Genomic DNA, 20,308 nt, shown 5'->3' on the forward strand with positions numbered 1-20,308 from the left:
TTCAAGCAGCTCATGAAACACGTTCGAATCGGCGCGCATCCAGACCGCCGCGCGCGCCGTTGGCGTGGCGCAATCGGCCATGGAAACCGGCCTGCGCTATGCCGAGGAGCGGGTTCAGTTCGGCAAGCCGCTGATCGCCTTCCCGCGTGTCGCCGACAAGATCGTGATGATGGCAGTGGAGATCGCCATCGCCCGCCAGATCACCTATTTCGCAGCGCGCGCCAAGGACGAGGGCCGGCGCACCGATCTTGAGGCCGGCATGTCGAAGCTGCTGGGCGCCCCGCGTCGCCTGGGCGGCGGCGGACAATGCGTTGCAGATCCACGGCGGCAACGGCTTCGCGCTGGAATATCCGGTGTCGCGCCTGCTGTGTGACGCCCGCATTCTCAATATTTTCGAGGGCGCGGCGGAAATCCAGGCCCAGGTGATCGCCCGCCGCCTGCTCGAAGGCGGCAACTGAGGCGAGGTTCTAGGGAACCGGGGGCGGGCCGGCCGGACCGGCCGCCGCACCCGCGACGGCCGCCCGCAGCGCGGCGGCAAGGCCGAGACGCTCCGTGAGGGCGGCGCGGGCTTCCGGTGTCATGTCGCGCCGGAAATGGTCGCCGTCCATATAGAGAAATTCGCCCTTCTCCCGGCTCATGCAGCCCTGCGCGTCACAGAGCGCATCGCCCGGCACCACCACGACGGTGTCGCGCCGCTGGCCCTGGAGGGAGCGGAACAGGGTGGTGACGGCGTCCTGCACCTCAGGCAGATACATATCCGCGCGACGCATGCGGCCGAGTTCGCGATCGCAGGGCGCGCGCAGCAGAGAACCGTCCTGCGCGGCGAGGCAGGTCAATGGGTCGATCTGCCAGCGCGGCACGTCGCCAACCACCATGAAGCCGCGGCCGGGGCCGGCGAGATCATCGGCGACGCGGGCCAGTTCGCCAGGCAACAGCGCCAGCCCGGCCTCGGGGCTCAGCGGATCGCCCGGATTGCGATAGAGCGCGCTCACCATGAGGTTCCAGTCGGCGCCGAGGATCACCAGCTTGATATCGGGTGACGCCTTCAATTGCGCGCTCACCGCCGCATAGCTGGCGTTGCAGATATCCAGCGGGCCGACGCCGCTGCGCTTCAGCCCATGCTCGGACACCACGGCGGAGCAGCTGCGGATGGTGGCGATCGACACCCCCACCTGTTTGCCTGCAACGTCCAGAAGCGGCGCCAGGTGCTCCGCATGGCTGTCGCCCCACAGGATCGCCCGCGTGCCGGCGGTCGCCCAATCCGCCCCGACCACGCATCTGCGCTGGCCGGCGAGGGTGACGTGCTCGCGGCATTGCCACGCCCACATATCGTTGGCCGAGCCCATGGCGGCGAGCGCGGGCGACACCCGGCTCGGGATGCCGCCGCTCAGATCCACCGCGAGACCGGCGCCCGCCACCGCCACGCCGGCAGCCAGCCCGGACAGAAGCACAATGCGCGGCCGCACCCGCGCGCGCCGGAACGGCTGCTCGACGAAGCGCCAGGACAGCCACGCCAGACCCACGCTGACGGCGATGAGACCTGCGGCCCGGACTGAAGTGAGCGGTTCGCCGTTGCGGTAATAGAGCGCGAACACCAGCACGGGCCAGTGCCAGAGATAGAGCGAATAGGAGATCTTCCCGATGGCGGGCAGCGGCCAGAATGCCAGCAACCGGCTCGCCAGGGTGGGTGCCGCCGATGGCAGCAGCAAGAGGGCGGCGCCCGCCACGGGCGCTATGGCATTGGCGCCCGGAAAGCTGCTGAGCGGCGTCAGCAGGAATGCCGGCACCAGGATCGCCGCGAGCCCGGCGATTTTCAGCAGGTCCATCGCCGCGCGCGGCAGCGCCCGCAGCCGGTCTTGCGCGAGGAACACCGCGCCGCCGGCCGCTAGTTCCCAGGCGCGCCCGAACGGCTGGTAGAATGCGCTCTTGGCCCCTTGGCCGACCTTGATGAGGGCAAGGGTGAGGCTGAGCGCGATCACCAGCGCGATCACCGCCCCCACCGCCGCCGGCCAGCGGCGCGACAGGCGCACGGCGCCTGCGAGCAGCAGCGGCCACACCAGATAGAATTGCTCCTCCACCGCCAGCGACCAGATGTGCAGCAGCGGCATGGTCTGGGCCGCGCCGTCGAAATAGCCGGTGTTCTGGAAGAAGAAGAAATTGGCGAGGCCAACCGAGGCGAACGCCGCGCTCTTGCCCAGCACCGCGAACGCGGCCGGCGTTAAAATCAGCGCGCCGGCGACGAGGCCGGCGATCAGCAGCACGGTGAGGGCGGGCACGATGCGGCGCACCCGCCGGTCATAGAAGCCCGCCACGGTGAACGTGCCGCGCCGCGCCTCCTCCAGGATGATGCCGCTGATGAGATAGCCGGAGATGACGAAGAAGACGTCGACGCCGATGAAGCCGCCGTGCGGCTGGAAGCCGGCATGGAACAGCACCACAAGGGTTACGGCGAGCGCCCGCAATCCATCGATGTCGGCCCTGTAGGCTGTCAGGCCCGTATCCCCCGCAATGCGCGTCTCAGTTCGCCCAGCCATAAACAAGCCGCCCCGCCCGATCAACGTCCTCCGCTTACTCTCTCGCTCGCCCTCGGGGAGTATTGCGGAATGCGCGGTGGCTTCCTCTCCTGATTGCGGGGGAGGGCTGGGGAGGGGGCAGGAGCCTTAAGAAGAGGCTCTGCACCCGGCTATTTCTCCCCAATTCCCCCTCCCTACCCCTCTCCGCTTGGGGCGGTGGCGGGGCGGATGGCGGATGATAGACCCCGCTATTTCAGGGAGCGCGGCGCGGCGAACAGGGATATGGTCCGCCGGCGATTGCCAGAGCCCGCCATGATTGATTCCCTTTCCTCCCCCGCAACCCCGCTGGACCAGATCCGTGATCACGTACGCGCATTGCCGGAGAGCGGCATTGTCGAGGTGATGAATTACGGCCGCAAGCGCGAGGGGACCATTCCGCTCTGGGCCGGAGAGGGCGATGTGCCGACCCCCGCCTTCATCTGCGAGGCGGCGGCGCGAGCGCTCCATGCGGGCGAAACATTCTACACCTGGCAGCGCGGCCTGCCGGACCTGCGCGCGGCGCTGGCGCGCTATCATAACAGGCACTACGGCATGCCCGAGACGCCGGAGCGCTTCTTTGTCACCGGCTCCGGTATGCAGGCGATCCAGATCGCCTTCGCCATGGTGCTGGGCGCGGGCGACGAGATCCTCATCCCCTCCCCCACTTGGCCGAACGCGCCGGCCGCCGCGCAGACCGCAGGCGCGCATCCGGTGTTCGTGCCGCTGGATTTCGGCCCGCGCGGTTTTACCCTCGATCCCGACCGGATCGCCGCCGCCATCACGCCGCGCACCCGCGCGATCTTCATCAATACCCCCGCCAATCCCACCGGCTTCGTCGCGCGCCGGGAGGATCTGGATGCGATCCTCGCCATCGCCCGCAAGCACGGGCTCTGGATCATCGCCGACGAGATCTACGGGCGCTTCCATTACGAGGGCGGGCGGGCGCCCTCATTCCATGACGTGATGGCGCCGGACGATCTCATTTTGTTCGTGCAGACCTTCTCCAAGAACTGGGCCATGACCGGCTGGCGGATCGGCTGGATCGAGGCTGACCCCGTGCTCGGGCAGACCATCGAGAATCTGATCCAATATTCCACCTCCGGCGTCGCCGCCTTCATGCAGCGCGGCGCCATCGCGGCGCTGGACGAGGGGGATGGTTTCGTCGAGGAGCAGGTAGCCCGCGCACGGCACGGCCGCGATCTGGTGGGCGACGCGCTGCTGGCCACCGGACGGGTAAAGGTGGTGAAGCCTGCGGGCGCCTTCTATCTGTTCTTCGGCATCGAGGGGCAGAGCGATGTGCGTCGCCTCGGGCTGACTTTGGTGGATGAGGCGGGGGTGGGCATTGCGCCGGGCACCGCCTTTGGGCCGGGCGGAGACGGCTTTATCCGCCTCTGCTTCGCGCGCGGCGAAGCGCAGCTGGAAGCCGCCTCCCAGCGGCTCTGCGCCTGGATCGAACGGCAGGCGCGCTAGCAGATGATGGCTGAAAGCTTGCGGCGCCCCAGGTTGGCGCAACCGAAGAACGCGCGGTCTGGCGGGAAAATGCGCGCCGTGAAGACGCCGGCCGGCTGACCCATGGCCGTGGTCTTCTCCCCCGCATTGGTCCGCGCCGCTTTGGTGCCCACGCTGGTGACACTCGGTGCCGGCGCGCTCGGCGGCTTCGCCCTGTATGCCTTCAATTTTCCCGCCGCCTGGATGTCCGGCGCGCTGGTCGCCACCACCATCGTCACCTTGTGCGGCGCGCCCACGCTGGTGCCCGAGCCGGTCCGCTTCGTGTGCTTCCTGTTGCTGGGCACCTCCATGGGCACGGCCTTGACCCCGGATATGCTCACCCAGGCCAGCAACTGGCCGATCAGCATGGGTTTTCTCGCGCTCAGCGTGGCGGGGGTGATGGGGGGCGTCACCCTGTTCCTGATGCGGGTGGCGAAATGGGACCTCGAGACGTCCTTCTATGCCTCGGCGCCCGGCGCGCTCGCCGCGACCCTCGCCATGGCGAGCGCCAGCGGGGCGGACATGCGCCGTGTCGCCTTCGCCCAGGCGATCCGCCTGTTCCTGTTGGTGGCGGTGCTGACGCAGGTGCTTGGAAGCGTCAACGCCGGGCCGCACGGCGCGGCTGTGGTGGTGTCAACGCCGTCCTCGCTGGTGGATCTGGCGATCCTGGTTCTTGTCGGCCTCGCCTGCGGGCTTGTCGCAGCCTGGCTCAGGGTTCCCGGCGGGGTGATGGTGGGGGCGCTGTTCGGCAGCGCCGCGCTTCACGCCTCCGGTCTCTCCGATGCGCATCTGCCCAATATCCTGCTGATCCCTTGCTTCGTGGTGCTGGGTTCGACGGTGGGCATCCGCTTCCAGGGCACCACCCTCGCCACTCTGAGGGAATGTTTGCTCGCTTCGCTCGGCGCGTTCCTCGTTGCCATCACCGTCTCGGTGGTGTGCGCCATCGCCGCCGCATGGGCCACGGGCGAGGACGTGGGCAAGCTGGTCACGGCGTTCGCGCCGGGGGCGCTGGAGACCATGACGGTGCTCGGCTTCGCGCTGGGCTATGATCCCGCCTTCATGAGCGCGCACCACATTTTCCGCTTCGCCGGCCTCTCCGTTGCGCTGCCGCTGCTGGCGCATCTGCTGTTCCAGAGCCGCCGGAAATTGTGAGCCGGGGTCACGGGTTCGTGTTGGCCCCACCGGTTGCGCCGGGCGATTGCTGCACTGCAAAAGAAGCGGCCGGCGCTGGGCCGGTGACGGGACGGGAAGACCATGACTTTCATCAATGATTTGGCCCTTCTGGTGGGGCGTCTGCTGATGGCCGCGCTGCTGCTGCCTTCCGGCATCAAGAAGATCACCAATATTCCCGGCACCGCCGCCTATCTCGGCAGCGCGGGCGTGCCCTATCCCGACATCATGGCGCTGGTTTCCGGCGTGGTGGAGGTCGGCGCCCCGATCCTGCTGATCCTCGGCGTCCTGCCGCGCATCACCGCGATCCTCACCGGCGGGTTCATTCTGGTGGCGACCCTGGTGTCCCACCGCTTCTGGCAGATGCCGGATGCCACCTTTGTCGCGCAGCAAACCCAGTTCCTGAAGAACATGGGCCTGATCGGCGGGATGATGTTCTATTTCGTCGCCGGCCCCGGCCGCTTCGGCCTCGGCAGGAAGTGGTAGCAAAAGCAATCCCGTCGTGCGGTCGGGGGACTATCGCGTGATCTGGGGTCCCCCTCTCCCTTCCCGGGAGAGGGCGTCTCCCCTGCGTAATGGACGCCGCTTGCATTTGCGCAAGCACCCGCTTGCGATGGCGAAGCTTGTGTTTGCGAGGGGAAGGTTTAGGTCGAAGGCGAGACCCTGCGTGGTCACTCCGTTCACAGGTGCTATCCATGACCTACAAAGTCGACCCTGCTGCCCTCGATACGCTGTTCCTCAAGGCGCGCTCCCAGAATGGCTGGACCAGCGAGCCGGTCACCAACGAGGAACTGCGCGAGCTGTACGAGCTGATGATCTACGGCCCAACGTCGGCCAACACCCAGCCGGCGCGGATTGTGTTCCTCACCACCCCGGAAGCCAAGGAGCGCCTGCGCCCCGGCCTGTCCGAAGGCAATCTGAAGGCCCTGGCCGCCCCGGTCATCGCGCTGATCGCCTATGACCTGGAATTCCATGACAAGATCCCGCAGCTGTTCCCGCATGCGCCGGGCTTCCGCGACCTGTTCGTCAATAACCCGGGGATGATCGAGCCCCACGCCTTCCGCAATTCCTCGCTCCAGGGCGCCTATTTCATCCTCGCCGCCCGCGCGGTCGGGCTGGATGTCGGCCCCATGTCGGGCTTCGACGCGCCCAAGGTGAACGCCGAATTCTTCCCCGGCGATAAGGTGAAGGTGAACTTCATCGCCGCTCTCGGCCATGGCGACCCGTCCAAGGTCATGCCGCGCCTGCCCCGCCTGCCCTTCGAGGAAGGCGCGCAGGTTCTCTGATTTCAGATGACTTTCCCTCCCCCTTGAGGGGGAGGGTCGGGTGGGGGGTATGGCGCCGCCGCCAGGACCACCCCCGCCGAATTTAGTGGAGAGATACCCGCCACCCCCGCCCTCCCCCTCGAGGGGGGAGGGTGAGAGCGGCGGAGTGGGAAATCGCCTCGCCCCTCCCGCCAAATATCGCCGCTGCGACGAACGGGACTTGCGCGGGGACATGCGATTCCGCTATGGTGCCCCTGCTTTCCCCAACGCAGGCGATGCGCGCTATGTTTCTCCGGTCACTCAGATCGGGTCGGCGCGTAAGGCGAAGCCAGACAGCCGGCTTTCCTGAAGACCTGCGAAATCCCCGCCACATAACCCGGCTTCCTCGCGAAGCTGCTGGTACAATTCAAGATTTCGAGGCTTTCCCTTATGCGGGAAGTAAAACTCCAGGATCTCAAGTCCAAGACCCCCGTCGAACTGCTGGCCTTCGCCGAAGAGAATGAGGTGGAGAACGCGAGCACCCTGCGCAAGCAGGAACTCATGTTCGCCATTCTCAAGCAATTGGCGGCAAGCGAGACCGAAATCATCGGCGAAGGCGTCGTCGAAGTGCTCCAGGACGGCTTCGGCTTCCTGCGCTCTCCCGATGCCAATTATCTTCCGGGGCCGGACGACATTTATGTCTCCCCCTCGCAGATCCGCCGCTTCGGCCTGCGCACCGGCGATACGGTCGAGGGTCAGATTCGCTCACCCAAGGAAGGCGAACGCTATTTCGCCCTTCTGAAGGTCAATACGATCAATTTCGAAGACCCTGAGAAAACCAAGCACAAGATCAATTTCGACAATCTGACGCCGCTGTACCCGGACGAGCGCCTGAAGCTCGAATGGGACGATGCCGGCGGCAAGAAGGACTTCTCCGCCCGGATCATCGATGTGGTCTCGCCCATCGGCAAGGGCCAGCGCGGGCTGATCGTGGCGCCGCCGCGCACCGGCAAGACTGTGCTGTTGCAGAACATCGCCAAGTCCATCACCGCCAACCATCCGGAATGCTTCCTGATCGTGCTGCTCATCGACGAGCGTCCCGAGGAAGTCACCGACATGCAGCGGTCGGTGAAGGGCGAAGTCGTCTCCTCCACCTTCGACGAGCCCGCGACACGCCACGTCCAGGTCGCGGAAATGGTGATCGAGAAGGCCAAGCGCCTGGTCGAGCATGGCCGCGATGTGGTGATCCTGCTGGATTCCATCACCCGCCTCGGCCGCGCCTACAACACCGTCGTGCCCTCCTCGGGCAAGGTGCTGACCGGCGGTGTGGACGCCAACGCCCTCCAGCGGCCCAAGCGGTTCTTCGGCGCCGCGCGCAATATCGAGGAGGGGGGATCGCTGACCATCATCGCGACCGCGCTCATCGACACCGGCTCGCGCATGGACGAAGTGATCTTCGAGGAGTTCAAGGGCACCGGTAATTCGGAGATCATTCTCGACCGCAAGGTCTCCGACAAGCGTGTGTTCCCGGCGCTCGACATCACCCGCTCCGGCACGCGTAAGGAAGAACTCCTGGTTCCGGCCGACGTGCTCAAGAAGATGTACGTCCTGCGTCGCATCCTCAATCCCATGGGCACGGTGGACGCCATCGAGTTCCTGTTGGACAAGCTGCGGCAGACCAAGACCAATCAGGACTTCTTCGATTCCATGAACACCTGAGGCGCGGCCCCGAAAGGGGCCGCCCGTGCCCCAGCCCGCGAGGGCACGCGGGCGTCAGGTTGCAGTCATCGGCGCCGGCCCGCGTGAAGCGGTCCGGCGCCGTTTCTTTTTCCGTCTGGCGCTTTCCCATCAGGCCCTTGCCCTTCCGTCCAGAGGACAGCGGCCGGGCCGTGTCTTGACGTTCCGTCTGTCAAAGCTGGGCCATACGGCCACGTTTGCGTTTTGGTCATCCATCCACGCGATGATGTTCAAGCAAATGCGGGGATTTGGGACATGAGACTCACGGGTGAGCGGACGACGCGCCATTCTTCTGATCCCAGACGCATTCTGCTGGATTGTTCGAGGACGCCGATGCTGCAGTCACCCACGGGTATTCCCCGCGTGGTGCAGCAGTATCTCAAGTTCGCCCCGGAAGCCGCGCGCCGTGTCGGCGTCGATCTCGTCCCGGTGGAAATCGCCCAGCCAGGCCGTTTCCAGCTGTTCCGCTTTCCCGGCACCTCCTCGGGCGAAAGCCGTCACACCTCCCGCCGGCCCAAGACCCCCGCTAGCACCATGGCGGTGAAGGTGCTGATCCAGGCCATGCGCTATCTCTGCCCCGTCCTGCGCCAGATCTTCCTGCTGGTGGGTGCTGTGCTGCCCTTCCACAAGGTGGAGAAGGTGACATCGCGCTGGGCGCGCTCGATGGACAAGCTGATCCCCAAGGTCAAACGCTACTTCGATCTGATGCCCACCATCCGGGAGCCCGTCGAAATCCGGCGCGGCGACATCATGTTCGTGCCGGGGTGCTGGTACAATATGGACATTGACGACTATCAGGCGGCGCGCGCGCAGGGGGCGGAAATCGTCTTCCTGATGCACGACGTCATGCCTGTCACCCTTCCGCAGATCCACGAATATCCTTGGCGGTGGGAGTTCCGCGAACGTCTGATCAAGGCGCTTGCCGTCGTCGATCATTACTATGCGATTTCCTGGCAGACCTTGAACGATGTGAAGGCGTTCGCGCAGACCCGCGACGTCACCATCAGGGGCGCGGTGGCTTACAACGGTTTCAACCCCTCCGTCGGTGTCGCCGATGCCGCTTCGCTCTCGCCGGAGGGGCAGGCGGTGATGGCCCAGCGGCCCTGGCTCATGGTCGGCAGCGTGGAGCCCAAGAAGGGGCACGGCGATGCGGTCGCCGCCCTGGAGACCCTGTGGGACGCCGGCTATGAGCGCCCCCTCGTGATCATCGGTCGGCCCGGCTGGCACGTCGAGGAAACCGCCGCTCCGATCCGCGAATCCCGCTGGCTCGGCAAGCGCCTGTTCTGGGCAGACACTGTGGATGACGCCGCGCTCGAGGCCTATTACGTCGGTGGACACGGCTTCATCTCCGCGTCGGTGGCGGAAGGCTTCGGCCTGCCGGTGCTGGAGGCTGCCGCGCGCGGCCTGCCGGTGGTGGTGCGCGACCTCTCGGTGTTCCGCGAAGTGCTTGGCGACAGCGGGATCTATTTCACCGACGTGCCCAACCTCGCCGCGGCGGTGGCGGCGCTGGAGGACCCCGAGCATCTCGCCGCCGCCCGCGCCGCCATTGCCGACCTCACCTGGTACGATTGGCCCGCCGTGATCAACGCCGTGATCGCCGATCTGCTCCGGCCCGACCGCAGCGTCGACCGGATCGTGCCGGAGCCGGAGACGCGCCGCCCGGTGTTCTCCGCGCCGGCCGCAAACGACACGGAGGCGAAGACACACGCAATTCGTGGCGGCGCAATCGAAATACACCCAAAAGTTGCTCTATTGGGAGCCTTATAGGCGGCTGATCGAGGGTGTTTCCAGCCTCCGCATCATCCGACTAAAAACACCCGCTGTTGACGCTCCTGACGCATTTCAGGGGCTATCGATTTACCGAGCCGACAAAAAGAGGGGGTTTTGACCCCTCAGGCGGCAAAAGCGGCCTTTAGGCCCTCCACGTCCGTCACCGGCAGGGAACAGCGCCCATCGCGGCAAATGAAGGCCGCTCCGGTCTGCGGCGCGGCGTCCGCCTGGGCGCGGGCGAGGCTTCCCGCAGGCAGATCGGCCACCGCGCCGGCGCGGATCACCACGCGGGTGAGGAAGGGCAGGCGCAGCGCCGCCTGCGCGAACGGCTCCCGCGCCTCACCGACCACCACGATCTCAGCCAGCGAGAGGCGCGTATCGAGCGCATTGAATAGGGCGCCATGGGCGAGGGCGGTGGCGGCCGCAACGCCGGAGAGGGCGGTGAGCACCCGGTCCGCGCGATCCCGCAAATCGTCCCGCCCAGTGAGCGCGGCGAGCCGCACCAGGGCGTCTGCCGCCACCGCATTATAGTTCGGCAGCGCCTCGTCCATGGTGGCGAGAGGGCGCACCACGAGGGCGTCCGCATCGTCCGCCGTGAGGAAATAGGCGCCGGTCACAGGGTCGGCGTGGTGCTGCTCCAGCGCCTCCAGGAAGGCTTCGGCCTTGGCCAGCGGGGCGGCCGCGCCGGTCGCCTCGTGCAGCGCGATACCCGCCCGCGCCATGGCCGCGAGGTCTGAGGCGAGGCCGGGAAACAGCAGCCGCCCCTCGCGCCAGGAGTGACCCAGCCGGTCTTCACGGACCATCAGCCGGCACACGGCGTCGAACGCGCGGCCCGCCATCTCCACCCATTCGGCCTCGCCGAGGAAGGCGCCGGCACGGGCCAGCGCCGCGATCATCAGGCCGTTCCAGTCCGCGAGGATCTTGTCGTCCAGCCCCGGCCGCACCCGCCGCGCCCGCGCCTCCAGCAGCTTTTCGCGCATCGGCAGCAGGCGCGCTTCGTCTTCCTCCGAGACATCGCCCGCCTTGGTGCGGTTGAGAATGACGCTGCCGTCCCAATTGCCCTCGGGGCTGACATCGTAGAAACCGCCGAAATAGGCCGCATCCTCCGAGCCCAGGACCGCCCGGATCTCTTCGGCGGTCCAGACATAGAACTTGCCTTCGTGACCCTCGCTGTCGGCGTCGAGCGAGGCGCAGAAGGCGCCCTCCGGGTTGGTCATTTCCCGCTTCAGCCAGACAACCGTCTCGCGCGCGCGGCGCAGAAACAGCGGGTCGCCGGTCTCCACATGGGCCAGAGCGAGCAGTTCGAGAAGCTGGGCGTTGTCGTACAGCATCTTCTCGAAGTGCGGCACCAGCCAGATTTCATCGACGCTATAGCGCGAGAAGCCACCGCCCAGATGGTCGTAGATGCCACCCTCGCACATGCGGTTGAGGCTAAAGGCTGCGGTGGCCCGCAGCGTTTCCTCGCCGGTCCGCCCCCCGGCGCGCCACAGCAATTCGAGCAGGCCGGACTGGGGGAATTTCGGCGCCCCGCGCAGTCCGCCGTGGGTGCGGTCGAACAGCCGGGCGACCTGCCCCGCCGCCGTATTCAGCTCACTCACCCCGATGGTTGCATGCCCCTCGGGTCGCGCGGCGGCGGCGATCCGCGCCAGAATGGCTTCGCGGTTCTGGCGCACCTTGTCGGGGCTGGCCTGGTAGACCTCCGAAATCTGCCGCAGAACGTCGGCAAATCCGGGCCGTCCGTAGCGCGCTGTCGGGGGAAAATAGGTGCCGCCCCAGAACGGGCCGCCCTCGCCATCCAGGAACATGGTGAGCGGCCAGCCGCCCTGTTCGCCCAATTGGTGGAGCGCGGCCATATAGATCTGGTCGACGTCCGGCCGCTCCTCGCGGTCCACCTTGATGTTCACGAACAGGGTGTTCATCACCTGCGCGATGGCCTCGTTCTCGAAGCTCTCGTGCGCCATCACATGGCACCAATGGCAGGCGGCATAGCCGACCGAGAGCAGCACTGGCCGGCCGGTGGCGCGCGCGTGCTCGAACGCCTCCGGCCCCCACGGCCACCAATGCACCGGGTTGTCCTTGTGCTGGAGCAGATAGGGGCTGGTCTCTCCCGTCAGGCGGTTCTCGCTCATGTTCGACTCCATTCGCGCGGTGGGGCGATCGGTTCTAAGAAGGAAGGGCAGGCGACGCGTCGTGCCACCATCCTGTTCCCTGTCGAGGGCTCTCTCGTGCGGTCATCGGACACCATCTTCGCCCTGTCCAGCGGTCGTTTGCCCTCGGGCGTCGCGGTGGTGCGCGTATCGGGGCCGGATGCCCAGGCCGCGGCGCGGCTCATGGCGGGGGCCGTCCCCGCACCACGCCACGCCACCTTCAAGATCCTGCGCGACGCGGCCGGCGCGCCGCTGGACCAGGGGCTGATCCTGTTCTTTCCCGCGCCCGCCAGCGCCACCGGGGAGGATATCGTTGAACTGCACCTGCACGGCGGGCGGGCTGTGGTGGCCTCGGTTCTGCGAACGCTGGCAGGCATCGCCGGGTTCCGGCCGGCCGAGCCGGGGGAATTCACCCGCCGCGCCCATGCCTCCGGCAAGATGGACCTCGCCGAGGTGGAGGGCCTCGCCGACCTTATCGCCGCCGAGACCGAGGCGCAGCGCCGGCAGGCTTTGGCGCTAGCCTCTGGTGGTCTGTCCAGGCGGGTCTCGCTGTGGCGAGAACGGCTGGTGCGGGCGCTGATGCTGGTGGAAGCCACCGTCGATTTCTCCGACGAAGGTGACGTTCCCGACGACCTATCCGCCCCCGCGCGGCAGGAAGCGGCCGCCCTGTGCGCCGAGCTGCGGGCCGCCCTGGTGGATGCGGAACGCGGCGAACGGGTGCGCGACGGCCTCGCCATCGCCATCGCCGGCCCGCCCAATGCGGGAAAATCCACCCTGTTGAACCGCCTCGCCGGGCGCGATGCCGCCATCGTCTCGCATATCCCCGGCACGACGCGGGACATATTAGAGGTGCATCTCGAACTCGCCGGCCAGGCGGTGACGCTCATCGATACGGCGGGCCTGCGCGACACGACCGACGAGATCGAGGCGGAAGGCGTGCGCCGCGCCCGCGCCCGCGCCGCCACTGCCGATCTGGTGCTGTGGTTGAGCCCACACGATGACCCCGCGCCCGCCGATCTGCCCGGCGCGATCCCCGTGCGGACCAAGGCGGATATCGGCGAGGGCGACACCGGCGGCGTCATGGTGGAAGGGGAGGCGCTGGCGATCTCGGCGCTCACCGGCCACGGCATCGACGATCTGGTGCGCCTCATCTCCGCACGGGCGGAAGGCCTCGCCGGCGGCGAGCCCGCCCTCATCACCCGCGCCCGTCAGCGCCACGCCCTGTTGCTCGCGCTAGAGCATCTGGAGCGTGCCAAGTCCACCGGCGCTGCATTCGCCGAAGACCTGTTTGCAGAGGACTTACGGCTCGCGGCGCGGGCGCTCGATGCGGTGGTGGGACGGGTGGACGTCGAGGACGTGCTGGACGCCCTGTTTCGGACCTTCTGCATCGGGAAGTGAGCGGAATGTTTCATGTGAAACATTCTTGGTGGGCGGGTGCGTCCGCTCCGATGCAGTGGCCTTGGTGAGAAGCCGGCACCTCGCTGCATAGCGGCGTTCCTCCCATCCTCACTGGCCCCCTCCCCAGCAAGCGGAGAGGGAGCGCGTTCGCACCGGTCGGGGCAACCTGATCTCACTGGATTGAGGCCGACCCCACCAACCGCAACACACGCCTCTCCCACCCGAAACGCCCCTTCGCACCCGCCCCATCCCCGGCTATCACTGAAGCCCCAGATACAGCGGCGGGCGGATGACCAAGGATTACGGCGACACCAATTTCATCACCGGCCTGCGCGCCGTTGCGGCGATCGCAGTGGTGCTGCTGCACGCGGGTGGGGCAGGGCTGCGGGAGATGGGGGCGGCGGGGGCGGCGTTCGTCGAAATGGCGGGGCGGGGCGGGGTCTATGTGTTCTTCGTCATCTCCGGCTTTAGCGTCAGCGCCTCCTATCTCCAGGCGCCGAGCTATGGTGCCTATCTGAACCGCCGGTTCTGGCGCATCGCGCCGCCGTATTATTTCTGGATCGCCGTCGTGGCTCTGGGGCTCGTGCCGCCTGCGGGGTGGGTGGAAATCTTCAAGGTGCCGGTGGATGCCTACAATGTGCTGCTGCACGTCAGCTTCCTCAGCTTCCTGGATTACCGCATCGCCGATTCCATCATCGGCGTGGAATGGTCGCTGCCGATCGAGATGTTCTATTACCTGCTGATCCCGATGGTTCTGGTGCGGGTGCGCAACTGGATGCAGATCGCGCTGCTGGTGGCGGGGTCTTATGGGCTGTATCGCCTCGGCCTCTCCAACCTCTCCCGCCTGCCGGTGAAGCAGGAGTTTGCCGGGCTGGCCTTCATGTGGAGCCCGCTGCCCTATGTGTTCTGCTTTGCCCTTGGCATCGCGGCATTCCGCATCCGGGAGCGGTTCGCCGCGCCGGGATGGGCGGGCGATCTCGCCCTCCTAGGGTCCGCCGCAGCCATTCTTGCCCTGGCGTTCAAGCTGAATGTGGTGGTGGGAGCGCTGCGCACCGATTTCGTGCTGTTCTCGGCGGCGACCTTCGCCATCATCGCGCTCGGCAGCCGGCGTGCGCTGCTGACCAACGCGCTGCTGAGCAACCGGCCGGTCCAGTATCTCGGCCTGATCAGCTACAGCCTCTATCTCAGCCATTCGGCGGTGCTGCACATGCTGGGCGCCATGACGCCGGCAAATCTCACGGTGAAGTTTGCTGTCGTCCTGGCGCTGACCATCCTTGTTTCCGCCGCCACCTATGTTCTCATCGAGAAGCCGGGGCAAAATCTCGGGAAGCGTTTCGAGCGGCGTCCGCGGGAGAAGGCGGCGTAGCCGGGGGAGGGGGATTCAATTCCCGCCCTCGGCTTTCCCCGTCTTGGGATAGAACACCTCTCCCCGGTCCAGCATGCCGACGAATTTCGCGATGCGCGCCGCGCGGGTCTTCTCCGTCTTGGCGGTCTGGATGCGATAGAGCACGGCGTAGCGGTTCGGCCCCTTCAGCGTCGCGAAGAAGCGGGCGGCTTCCGGCGCGGTGTCCAGGGCCGCCTGGAAATCCGCCGGCACCTTCTCCGTGCCTTGGGGGGCATAGGCTTTGTCCCAGCGCCCGTCCGCCTTCGCCGCCGCGATCTCGCGCAGACCCGCCGGGCGCATCTCGCCATTTTCCATGAGGGTGATCGCCCGTGTCCGATTGCGCTGCGACCAGACGCTCCTCGGCCGGCGGGGCGCGAAGCGGATCAGCCAGTAATCGTCATCCAGCGGCCGAAGCTGGCCGTCGATCCAGCCGTGGCAAAGCGCACCCTGGACGGCGTCCTCCTTGGACAGGGTCGGGACCGGTGCGCTTTTCTTCGCAAGCTTCAGCCAGATGCCGGGCGATGTCGGCCCGGTTTGTTCCAGCCACCGGGTCCAGGCGGCAAGGTTCGGAAAGCAGAGGACGGGCAGATCGGGTGCGGTCTTGGCCATGGGCGTCCTACATGTTTCACGTGAAACATCTCATCGTAAACGACCAGGCGCGCGCGTGCCTTGACCGCGCCGCGAAAGTGGCGTTCCAACAGGATCGACACAAGGCCGCAGTGGCGGCGATGGATCGGGATCATGGACACGACGTTCGATGTGATGGTGGTGGGCGGCGGGCATGCCGGCTGCGAGGCGGCGGCTGCGGCGGCGCGCCTTGGCGCGCGCACGGCGCTTGTCACCATGAGCGCGGCGACCATCGGCGCCATGTCGTGCAATCCCGCCATCGGCGGCCTGGGCAAGGGCCATCTCGTGCGCGAGGTGGATGCGCTCGACGGCCTCATGGGCCGGGTGGCGGACCAGGGCGGCATCCAGTTCCGGTTGCTCAACCGGCGCAAGGGTCCGGCGGTGCGCGGTCCGCGCGCCCAGGCCGACCGCAAGCTCTATGCCCGCGCCATGCAGGCTGCGCTCGCTGAATATGCCAGCCTCACCATCATCGAAGGCGAGGTGGACGACCTGGTGCTGAGCGAGGGGCAAGTGAGTGGGCAAGTGACCGGGCAAGTGACCGGCCTCGTCCTCACCGACGGGCGCGTGTTCGCCTGCGGCGCCGTGGTGCTCACCACCGGCACCTTCCTCAACGGCCTGATCCATATGGGCGAGGTGCAGATCCCGGCCGGGCGCATCGGCGAGAAGCCCTCGCTCGGCCTCTCCGGCACCCTGGCGCGGCTGGGCCTGGCGCTGGGTCGGCTTAAGACCGGCACGCCGCCGCGCCTGGACGGGCGCACCATCGATTGGGCGTCGCTTGAGATGCAGCCGGGCGACGAGGTGCCGGAGGCGTTCTCCACCCTCACCACCCATCTGCCGAACCCCCAGGTGGAATGCGGCATCACCCGCACCACCCAGGCGACCCACGATGTGATTCGCGCCAACCTCTCCCGCTCCGCCATGTATTCCGGGCGGATCGAGAGCACCGGCCCGCGCTATTGCCCCTCCATCGAGGATAAGGTGGTGCGCTTCGGCGACCGCGACGGTCACCAGATCTTCCTGGAGCCGGAGGGGCTGGACGATCCCACGGTCTATCCCAACGGTATTTCCACCTCGCTGCCGGAAGACGTGCAACGGGCGTTCCTGGCAACCATGCCGGGTCTTGAGAAGGTGGTGATCCTGCGGCCCGGCTATGCCATCGAATACGACCATGTGGACCCGCGCGAGCTTTCGCCCACGCTGGAGGTGAAGCGCGCCCCCGGCCTGTTTCTCGCCGGCCAGATCAACGGCACCACCGGCTATGAGGAGGCCGCCGCCCAGGGTCTGCTGGCGGGGCTCAATGCCACCCGCCGCGCCGGGGGAGGGGCGGGGGTGGTGATCGACAGGGCGGAGGGCTATCTCGGGGTGATGGTGGACGATCTGGTGACGCGCGGCGTCACCGAGCCCTACCGCATGTTCACCTCGCGCGCGGAATATCGCCTGACGCTGCGGGCCGACAATGCCGACCAGCGCCTTACCCCGCGCGGCATTTCCCTGGGCCTCATCAGCCGCACCCGGATCCGCGCTTTCGCGGAGAAGGCGACGGCGCTGGAAAGCGCCCGTGCCCGTGCCCGCGCGCTGAGCCTGACGCCCAACGAGGCGGCGACCCACGGGCTTGCGCTCAACCGCGACGGACAGCGCCGTACCGCCTTCGATCTTCTCGCCTATCCCGACATCGACATGTCGGTCATTAGCCGGATATGGCCGGAATTCAACGCTATTTTGCCGGCTATTGGTGAGCAGTTGGAGATCGACGCGAAATACGCCGTCTATCTCGACCGGCAGGCCGCCGATATCGCCACCCTGCGCCGCGACGAAAATCTCATCCTGCCGGACGACCTCGCCTATGCCGACCTTCCAGGCCTCTCGAACGAGCTGAAGCAGAAGCTCGCCCGGGTGCGTCCGCGCACCGTGGGGCAGGCGGGGCGGATGGAAGGGATGACCCCCGCCGCTCTGGCGCTGCTGGTCACGTATGCCCGTCGGCAGGGGGCGAAGACGCATGCCGAGGCGGGTGTGGCGGATGTCGCCCTGTGAATACCGGGGACGAGTCGTGGACATGGGCGTTGGAGGCCACCGTGATCCGTCCAGATCTACCGCTTGGGGGGCCTTGATGATGGCCACATCGACACGCACATCGGTGCAAAATGCGGTTTCACGTGAAACATTCGCCCGCCTGGAAATCATCGCCGATCTGCTAATCCATTGGCAGAAGACGATAAATCTCGTCGCCCCGGCGACCATTCCCGACCTCTGGTCCCGCCACATCGCCGATTCGCTGCAATTGATGAACCATGTTCCCGAAACCCCCTTGTCCTGGGTCGACTTGGGTTCAGGGGGTGGATTTCCCGGTCTCGTTGTCGCGGCGGTGCTGGCGGAGCGGGCGGGATCGAAAATGGCGCTGGTGGAAAGCGACACCCGCAAGGCGGCGTTTCTGCGCGAGGCGGCGCGGCGCGCGAGCCTGCCCGTGAGTGTGCACCCGCAGCGGATTGAGCAGGTGGCGCAGGCGCTTGCGCCGGGCACGCAGGTGGTGTCCGCCCGCGCCCTGGCGCCGCTGCCCAAGCTGCTGGACCTCGCCGCGCCGTTCCTCGCCGCAGGCGCGCTCGGGGTGTTTCAGAAGGGAAAGGATGCGGAAGGCGAATTGACCGCCGCGCGCAAAGACTGGACACTCCAATATGAACTTCGCCGTAGCCTCAGCGATCCCGACGGACGGGTTCTGCTGGTGACGCGGGCGGAGAAAACGGCCTCCTCCCCGAAGCCTGGAAACCTCAAGGGAAACCCCAGAGGTTGAAGGCAGGGCAGCCATACGCGGACACGCGCACATGATCCAATCCCCCACCACCGCCCCGATCACCGGCGGTGCCACGCCGCGCATCCTCGCGCTCGCCAACCAGAAGGGCGGGGTGGGGAAGACCACAACCGCCATCAACCTCGGCACCGCGCTCGCCGCCATCGGCGAGACCGTGCTGGTGGTGGACCTCGACCCTCAGGGCAATGCCTCCACCGGCCTTGGTATCGAGCGGTCACGCCGCAAGATCACCACCTATGACGTGCTCTACGGCGACGCCGCCATGCTGGACGCGGTGCAGGAGAGCGGCGTGCCGGCGCTTTACGTGGCGCCCTCCAGCCTCGACCTGTCCGGGCTGGAGATGGAGATTTCGCACGAGCGCGACCGCAATTTCCGCCTGAAGGCGGCGCTGAAGGCACTGGCGGAAGATCCGCTGGCGCCGCGCTTCACCTATGTGCTGATCGATTGCCCGCCCTCGCTTTCGCTCATCACCGTGAACGCCATGGCGGCGGCGAACGCCATCGTCGTGCCGCTGCAATGCGAGTTCTTCGCGCTGGAGGGGCTCTCCCAATTGCTGAAGACCGTGGAGCAGGTGCGCGCGGCCCTCAATCCGAGCCTCACCATCCACGGCATCGTGCTGACCATGTACGACAACCGCAACAACCTCTCCGACCAGGTGATGGCGGATGTGCGCAGCTTCATGGGCGACAAGGTCTACCAGACCGTCATTCCCCGCAACGTCCGGGTGTCCGAGGCGCCGTCCTACGGCAAGCCGGTGCTGCTTTATGATTTGAAATGCGCGGGCTCGCAGGCCTATCTACGGCTCGCCTCCGAAGTGATCCAGCGCGAGCGCGCCGCGCGGGCGGTGGCGGCTTAAGGATTTGAGGCCTTTCCCCCGCAGAGCCATTGCGAGTTCCCTCTCCCGCTTGCGGGGGAGGGCTAGGGAGGGGGAAATGGTGATGATCGACCGGGTGGGGCCTAGGCTCTGAAGCGGCCGCCCCCTCCCCAACCCTCCCCCGCAAGCGGGAGAGGGGGCGCTTTGGCACTGAATTGAGATAAACCAAGACAAAGGAACGACACATCATGGCGGAGGAAGGCCGTTCGCGGCTCGGGCGTGGGCTGGCGGCGCTGATCGGCGACATGGGGCCCGACGAGGCGCGCCCCGCGCCGAATCAGAAGAGTGCCAGGGGCGACCGCAGGGTGCCCATCGAGTTCGTGCGCCCGAGCGCCCGCAACCCGCGCCGCACCTTCCGCGAGGAGGGGTTGGAGGAACTGGCTAATTCGATCCGCGAGAAGGGCATCATCCAGCCCATCGTGGTGCGCCCGCAGGACGGCGACCGCTATGAGATCGTCGCCGGCGAGCGCCGCTGGCGCGCCGCGCAGCGGGCCGGGCTGCACGAGATTCCCGTCATCGTGGTGGACCTCAGCGATCGCGAGGCGCTGGAAATCGCCATCATCGAGAACGTCCAGCGCGCTGACCTCAACGCGCTGGAAGAGGCCCAGGGCTATGAGGCGCTGATGGCGCAGTTCGACTACACCCAGGCGGACCTCGCCAAGGTGATCGGCAAGAGCCGCCCGCACATCGCCAACACCCTGCGCCTTCTGAAGCTGCCGGAGGGAGTGAAGGTCTATCTCGCCGATGGCCGGATCAGCCCCGGCGCCGCCCGCGCGCTGCTGACCCATGACGATCCCGAGCGGCTCGCCCGGCAGATCATGGAAAAGGGCCTGACCGTCCGCGACGTGGAAAACCTCGGCAAGGCCAAGGCCGCCATCGCCAACCGGGTCGCCGCGCCCAAGGATGCCGATACGCGGGCACTGGAAAAGCGCCTGTCGGATATCCTGGGCCTCGCCGTCTCGCTCCAGTCCAAGGGCGAAGCGGGCGAGTTGCGTATCCGCTTTTCCGATCTCGACCAGCTTGATTTGCTGTGCCGCAAGCTCGGGGCGGACTGAAGCTCCGTCGTCATACGATTGTGTAAGCCGCCCCATCTTGGCGCTCCGACGTCATAGGC

Annotated in this window: 15 protein-coding genes and 1 pseudogene; 13 read left to right on the forward strand and 3 right to left on the reverse strand. The window is 67.0% G+C overall.

Going from position 1 to position 20,308, the window contains the following annotated elements; genetic code table 11:
- A pseudogene (locus ADADO0_RS00435) lies at positions 1–458 on the forward strand (acyl-CoA dehydrogenase family protein); the annotation flags it as partial.
- Between the two features lie 9 nt (positions 459–467).
- Here the strand turns inward: ADADO0_RS00435 and ADADO0_RS00440 are convergent.
- A complete protein-coding gene (locus ADADO0_RS00440; protein WP_511303087.1) occupies positions 468–2,534 on the reverse strand; it encodes an acyltransferase family protein in 2,067 nt (688 codons plus the stop codon).
- 291 nt (positions 2,535–2,825) lie between these two features.
- Here ADADO0_RS00440 and ADADO0_RS00445 point away from each other — a divergent pair, with 291 nt between their 5' ends.
- The 6 genes from ADADO0_RS00445 to ADADO0_RS00470 all read left to right on the forward strand — a co-directional run bounded on the left by ADADO0_RS00445 (position 2,826) and on the right by ADADO0_RS00470 (position 9,958).
- The gene (locus ADADO0_RS00445; protein ID WP_511303088.1) at positions 2,826–4,022 is read left to right on the forward strand and encodes a pyridoxal phosphate-dependent aminotransferase; all 1,197 of its coding nucleotides are present in this window, start codon (positions 2,826–2,828) and stop codon (positions 4,020–4,022) included.
- 102 nt (positions 4,023–4,124) lie between these two features.
- A complete protein-coding gene (locus tag ADADO0_RS00450) occupies positions 4,125–5,192 on the forward strand; it encodes an AbrB family protein (protein WP_511303090.1) in 1,068 nt (355 codons plus the stop codon).
- A gap of 102 nt (positions 5,193–5,294) precedes the next feature.
- Positions 5,295–5,696, forward strand: coding sequence for a DoxX family protein (locus ADADO0_RS00455; RefSeq protein ID WP_511303092.1), 402 nt, complete (start codon positions 5,295–5,297; stop codon positions 5,694–5,696).
- Positions 5,697–5,905: 209 nt separating this feature from the next.
- Complete coding sequence (locus ADADO0_RS00460; protein ID WP_511303094.1) at positions 5,906–6,496, forward strand: malonic semialdehyde reductase; 591 nt, start codon at positions 5,906–5,908, stop codon at positions 6,494–6,496.
- A gap of 408 nt (positions 6,497–6,904) precedes the next feature.
- Positions 6,905–8,173 carry a transcription termination factor Rho gene (gene rho / locus ADADO0_RS00465; RefSeq protein ID WP_511303095.1) on the forward strand — a complete coding sequence of 423 codons (1,269 nt, stop codon included), beginning with the start codon at positions 6,905–6,907 and terminating at the stop codon, positions 8,171–8,173.
- 351 nt (positions 8,174–8,524) lie between these two features.
- Positions 8,525–9,958: a glycosyltransferase gene (locus tag ADADO0_RS00470; RefSeq protein ID WP_511303096.1), complete on the forward strand. Its 1,434-nt coding sequence runs from the start codon at positions 8,525–8,527 to the stop codon at positions 9,956–9,958.
- A 125-nt stretch (positions 9,959–10,083) separates the two neighbouring features.
- On the opposite strand, the gene ADADO0_RS00475 is transcribed toward ADADO0_RS00470, so the two are convergent.
- Entirely contained in the window at positions 10,084–12,090 is a 2,007-nt protein-coding gene (locus tag ADADO0_RS00475; protein ID WP_511303097.1) for a thioredoxin domain-containing protein, read from the reverse strand.
- Between the two features lie 96 nt (positions 12,091–12,186).
- Here ADADO0_RS00475 and mnmE point away from each other — a divergent pair, with 96 nt between their 5' ends.
- Together mnmE and ADADO0_RS00485 are read left to right on the forward strand one after the other, a co-directional pair.
- On the forward strand, positions 12,187–13,506 hold the full coding sequence (gene mnmE / locus ADADO0_RS00480) for a tRNA uridine-5-carboxymethylaminomethyl(34) synthesis GTPase MnmE (protein ID WP_511303099.1): 1,320 nt from the start codon (positions 12,187–12,189) through the stop codon (positions 13,504–13,506).
- Positions 13,507–13,795: 289 nt separating this feature from the next.
- Complete coding sequence (locus ADADO0_RS00485) at positions 13,796–14,872, forward strand: acyltransferase family protein (protein ID WP_511303100.1); 1,077 nt, start codon at positions 13,796–13,798, stop codon at positions 14,870–14,872.
- A 15-nt stretch (positions 14,873–14,887) separates the two neighbouring features.
- Here the strand turns inward: ADADO0_RS00485 and ADADO0_RS00490 are convergent, their stop codons facing one another.
- A complete protein-coding gene (locus ADADO0_RS00490) occupies positions 14,888–15,499 on the reverse strand; it encodes a YdeI/OmpD-associated family protein (RefSeq protein WP_511303102.1) in 612 nt (203 codons plus the stop codon).
- A gap of 132 nt (positions 15,500–15,631) precedes the next feature.
- Between ADADO0_RS00490 and mnmG the strand changes: the two genes are divergently transcribed.
- The 4 genes from mnmG to ADADO0_RS00510 all read left to right on the forward strand — a co-directional run bounded on the left by mnmG (position 15,632) and on the right by ADADO0_RS00510 (position 20,249).
- Positions 15,632–17,548: a tRNA uridine-5-carboxymethylaminomethyl(34) synthesis enzyme MnmG gene (gene mnmG / locus ADADO0_RS00495; RefSeq protein ID WP_511303104.1), complete on the forward strand. Its 1,917-nt coding sequence runs from the start codon at positions 15,632–15,634 to the stop codon at positions 17,546–17,548.
- A 76-nt stretch (positions 17,549–17,624) separates the two neighbouring features.
- Positions 17,625–18,302 carry a 16S rRNA (guanine(527)-N(7))-methyltransferase RsmG gene (gene rsmG / locus ADADO0_RS00500; protein ID WP_511303105.1) on the forward strand — a complete coding sequence of 226 codons (678 nt, stop codon included), beginning with the start codon at positions 17,625–17,627 and terminating at the stop codon, positions 18,300–18,302.
- Between the two features lie 31 nt (positions 18,303–18,333).
- Positions 18,334–19,176, forward strand: a complete 843-nt coding sequence (locus ADADO0_RS00505) for a ParA family protein (RefSeq protein WP_511303107.1) — start codon at positions 18,334–18,336, stop codon at positions 19,174–19,176.
- A 206-nt stretch (positions 19,177–19,382) separates the two neighbouring features.
- The gene (locus ADADO0_RS00510; RefSeq protein ID WP_511303109.1) at positions 19,383–20,249 is read left to right on the forward strand and encodes a ParB/RepB/Spo0J family partition protein; all 867 of its coding nucleotides are present in this window, start codon (positions 19,383–19,385) and stop codon (positions 20,247–20,249) included.
- Positions 20,250–20,308: the final 59 nt, after the last annotated feature.

The sequence above is a fragment of the Aquabacter sp. genome, from assembly GCF_965279295.1.
GTDB lineage: Bacteria > Pseudomonadota > Alphaproteobacteria > Rhizobiales > Xanthobacteraceae > Aquabacter.

Coding starts and splice junctions, on each gene's coding strand:
- rsmG (WP_511303105.1), top strand. CDS start 17,625: ATGATGGCCACATCGACACGCACATCGGTGCAAAATGCGGTTTCACGT.
- ADADO0_RS00490 (WP_511303102.1), bottom strand. CDS start 15,499: ATGGCCAAGACCGCACCCGATCTGCCCGTCCTCTGCTTTCCGAACCTT.
- mnmG (WP_511303104.1), top strand. CDS start 15,632: ATGGACACGACGTTCGATGTGATGGTGGTGGGCGGCGGGCATGCCGGC.
- ADADO0_RS00445 (WP_511303088.1), top strand. CDS start 2,826: ATGATTGATTCCCTTTCCTCCCCCGCAACCCCGCTGGACCAGATCCGT.
- ADADO0_RS00485 (WP_511303100.1), top strand. CDS start 13,796: ATGACCAAGGATTACGGCGACACCAATTTCATCACCGGCCTGCGCGCC.
- ADADO0_RS00475 (WP_511303097.1), bottom strand. CDS start 12,090: ATGAGCGAGAACCGCCTGACGGGAGAGACCAGCCCCTATCTGCTCCAG.
- ADADO0_RS00505 (WP_511303107.1), top strand. CDS start 18,334: ATGATCCAATCCCCCACCACCGCCCCGATCACCGGCGGTGCCACGCCG.
- ADADO0_RS00470 (WP_511303096.1), top strand. CDS start 8,525: ATGCTGCAGTCACCCACGGGTATTCCCCGCGTGGTGCAGCAGTATCTC.
- rho (WP_511303095.1), top strand. CDS start 6,905: ATGCGGGAAGTAAAACTCCAGGATCTCAAGTCCAAGACCCCCGTCGAA.
- ADADO0_RS00455 (WP_511303092.1), top strand. CDS start 5,295: ATGACTTTCATCAATGATTTGGCCCTTCTGGTGGGGCGTCTGCTGATG.
- ADADO0_RS00450 (WP_511303090.1), top strand. CDS start 4,125: ATGGCCGTGGTCTTCTCCCCCGCATTGGTCCGCGCCGCTTTGGTGCCC.
- ADADO0_RS00510 (WP_511303109.1), top strand. CDS start 19,383: ATGGCGGAGGAAGGCCGTTCGCGGCTCGGGCGTGGGCTGGCGGCGCTG.
- ADADO0_RS00460 (WP_511303094.1), top strand. CDS start 5,906: ATGACCTACAAAGTCGACCCTGCTGCCCTCGATACGCTGTTCCTCAAG.
- ADADO0_RS00440 (WP_511303087.1), bottom strand. CDS start 2,534: ATGGCTGGGCGAACTGAGACGCGCATTGCGGGGGATACGGGCCTGACA.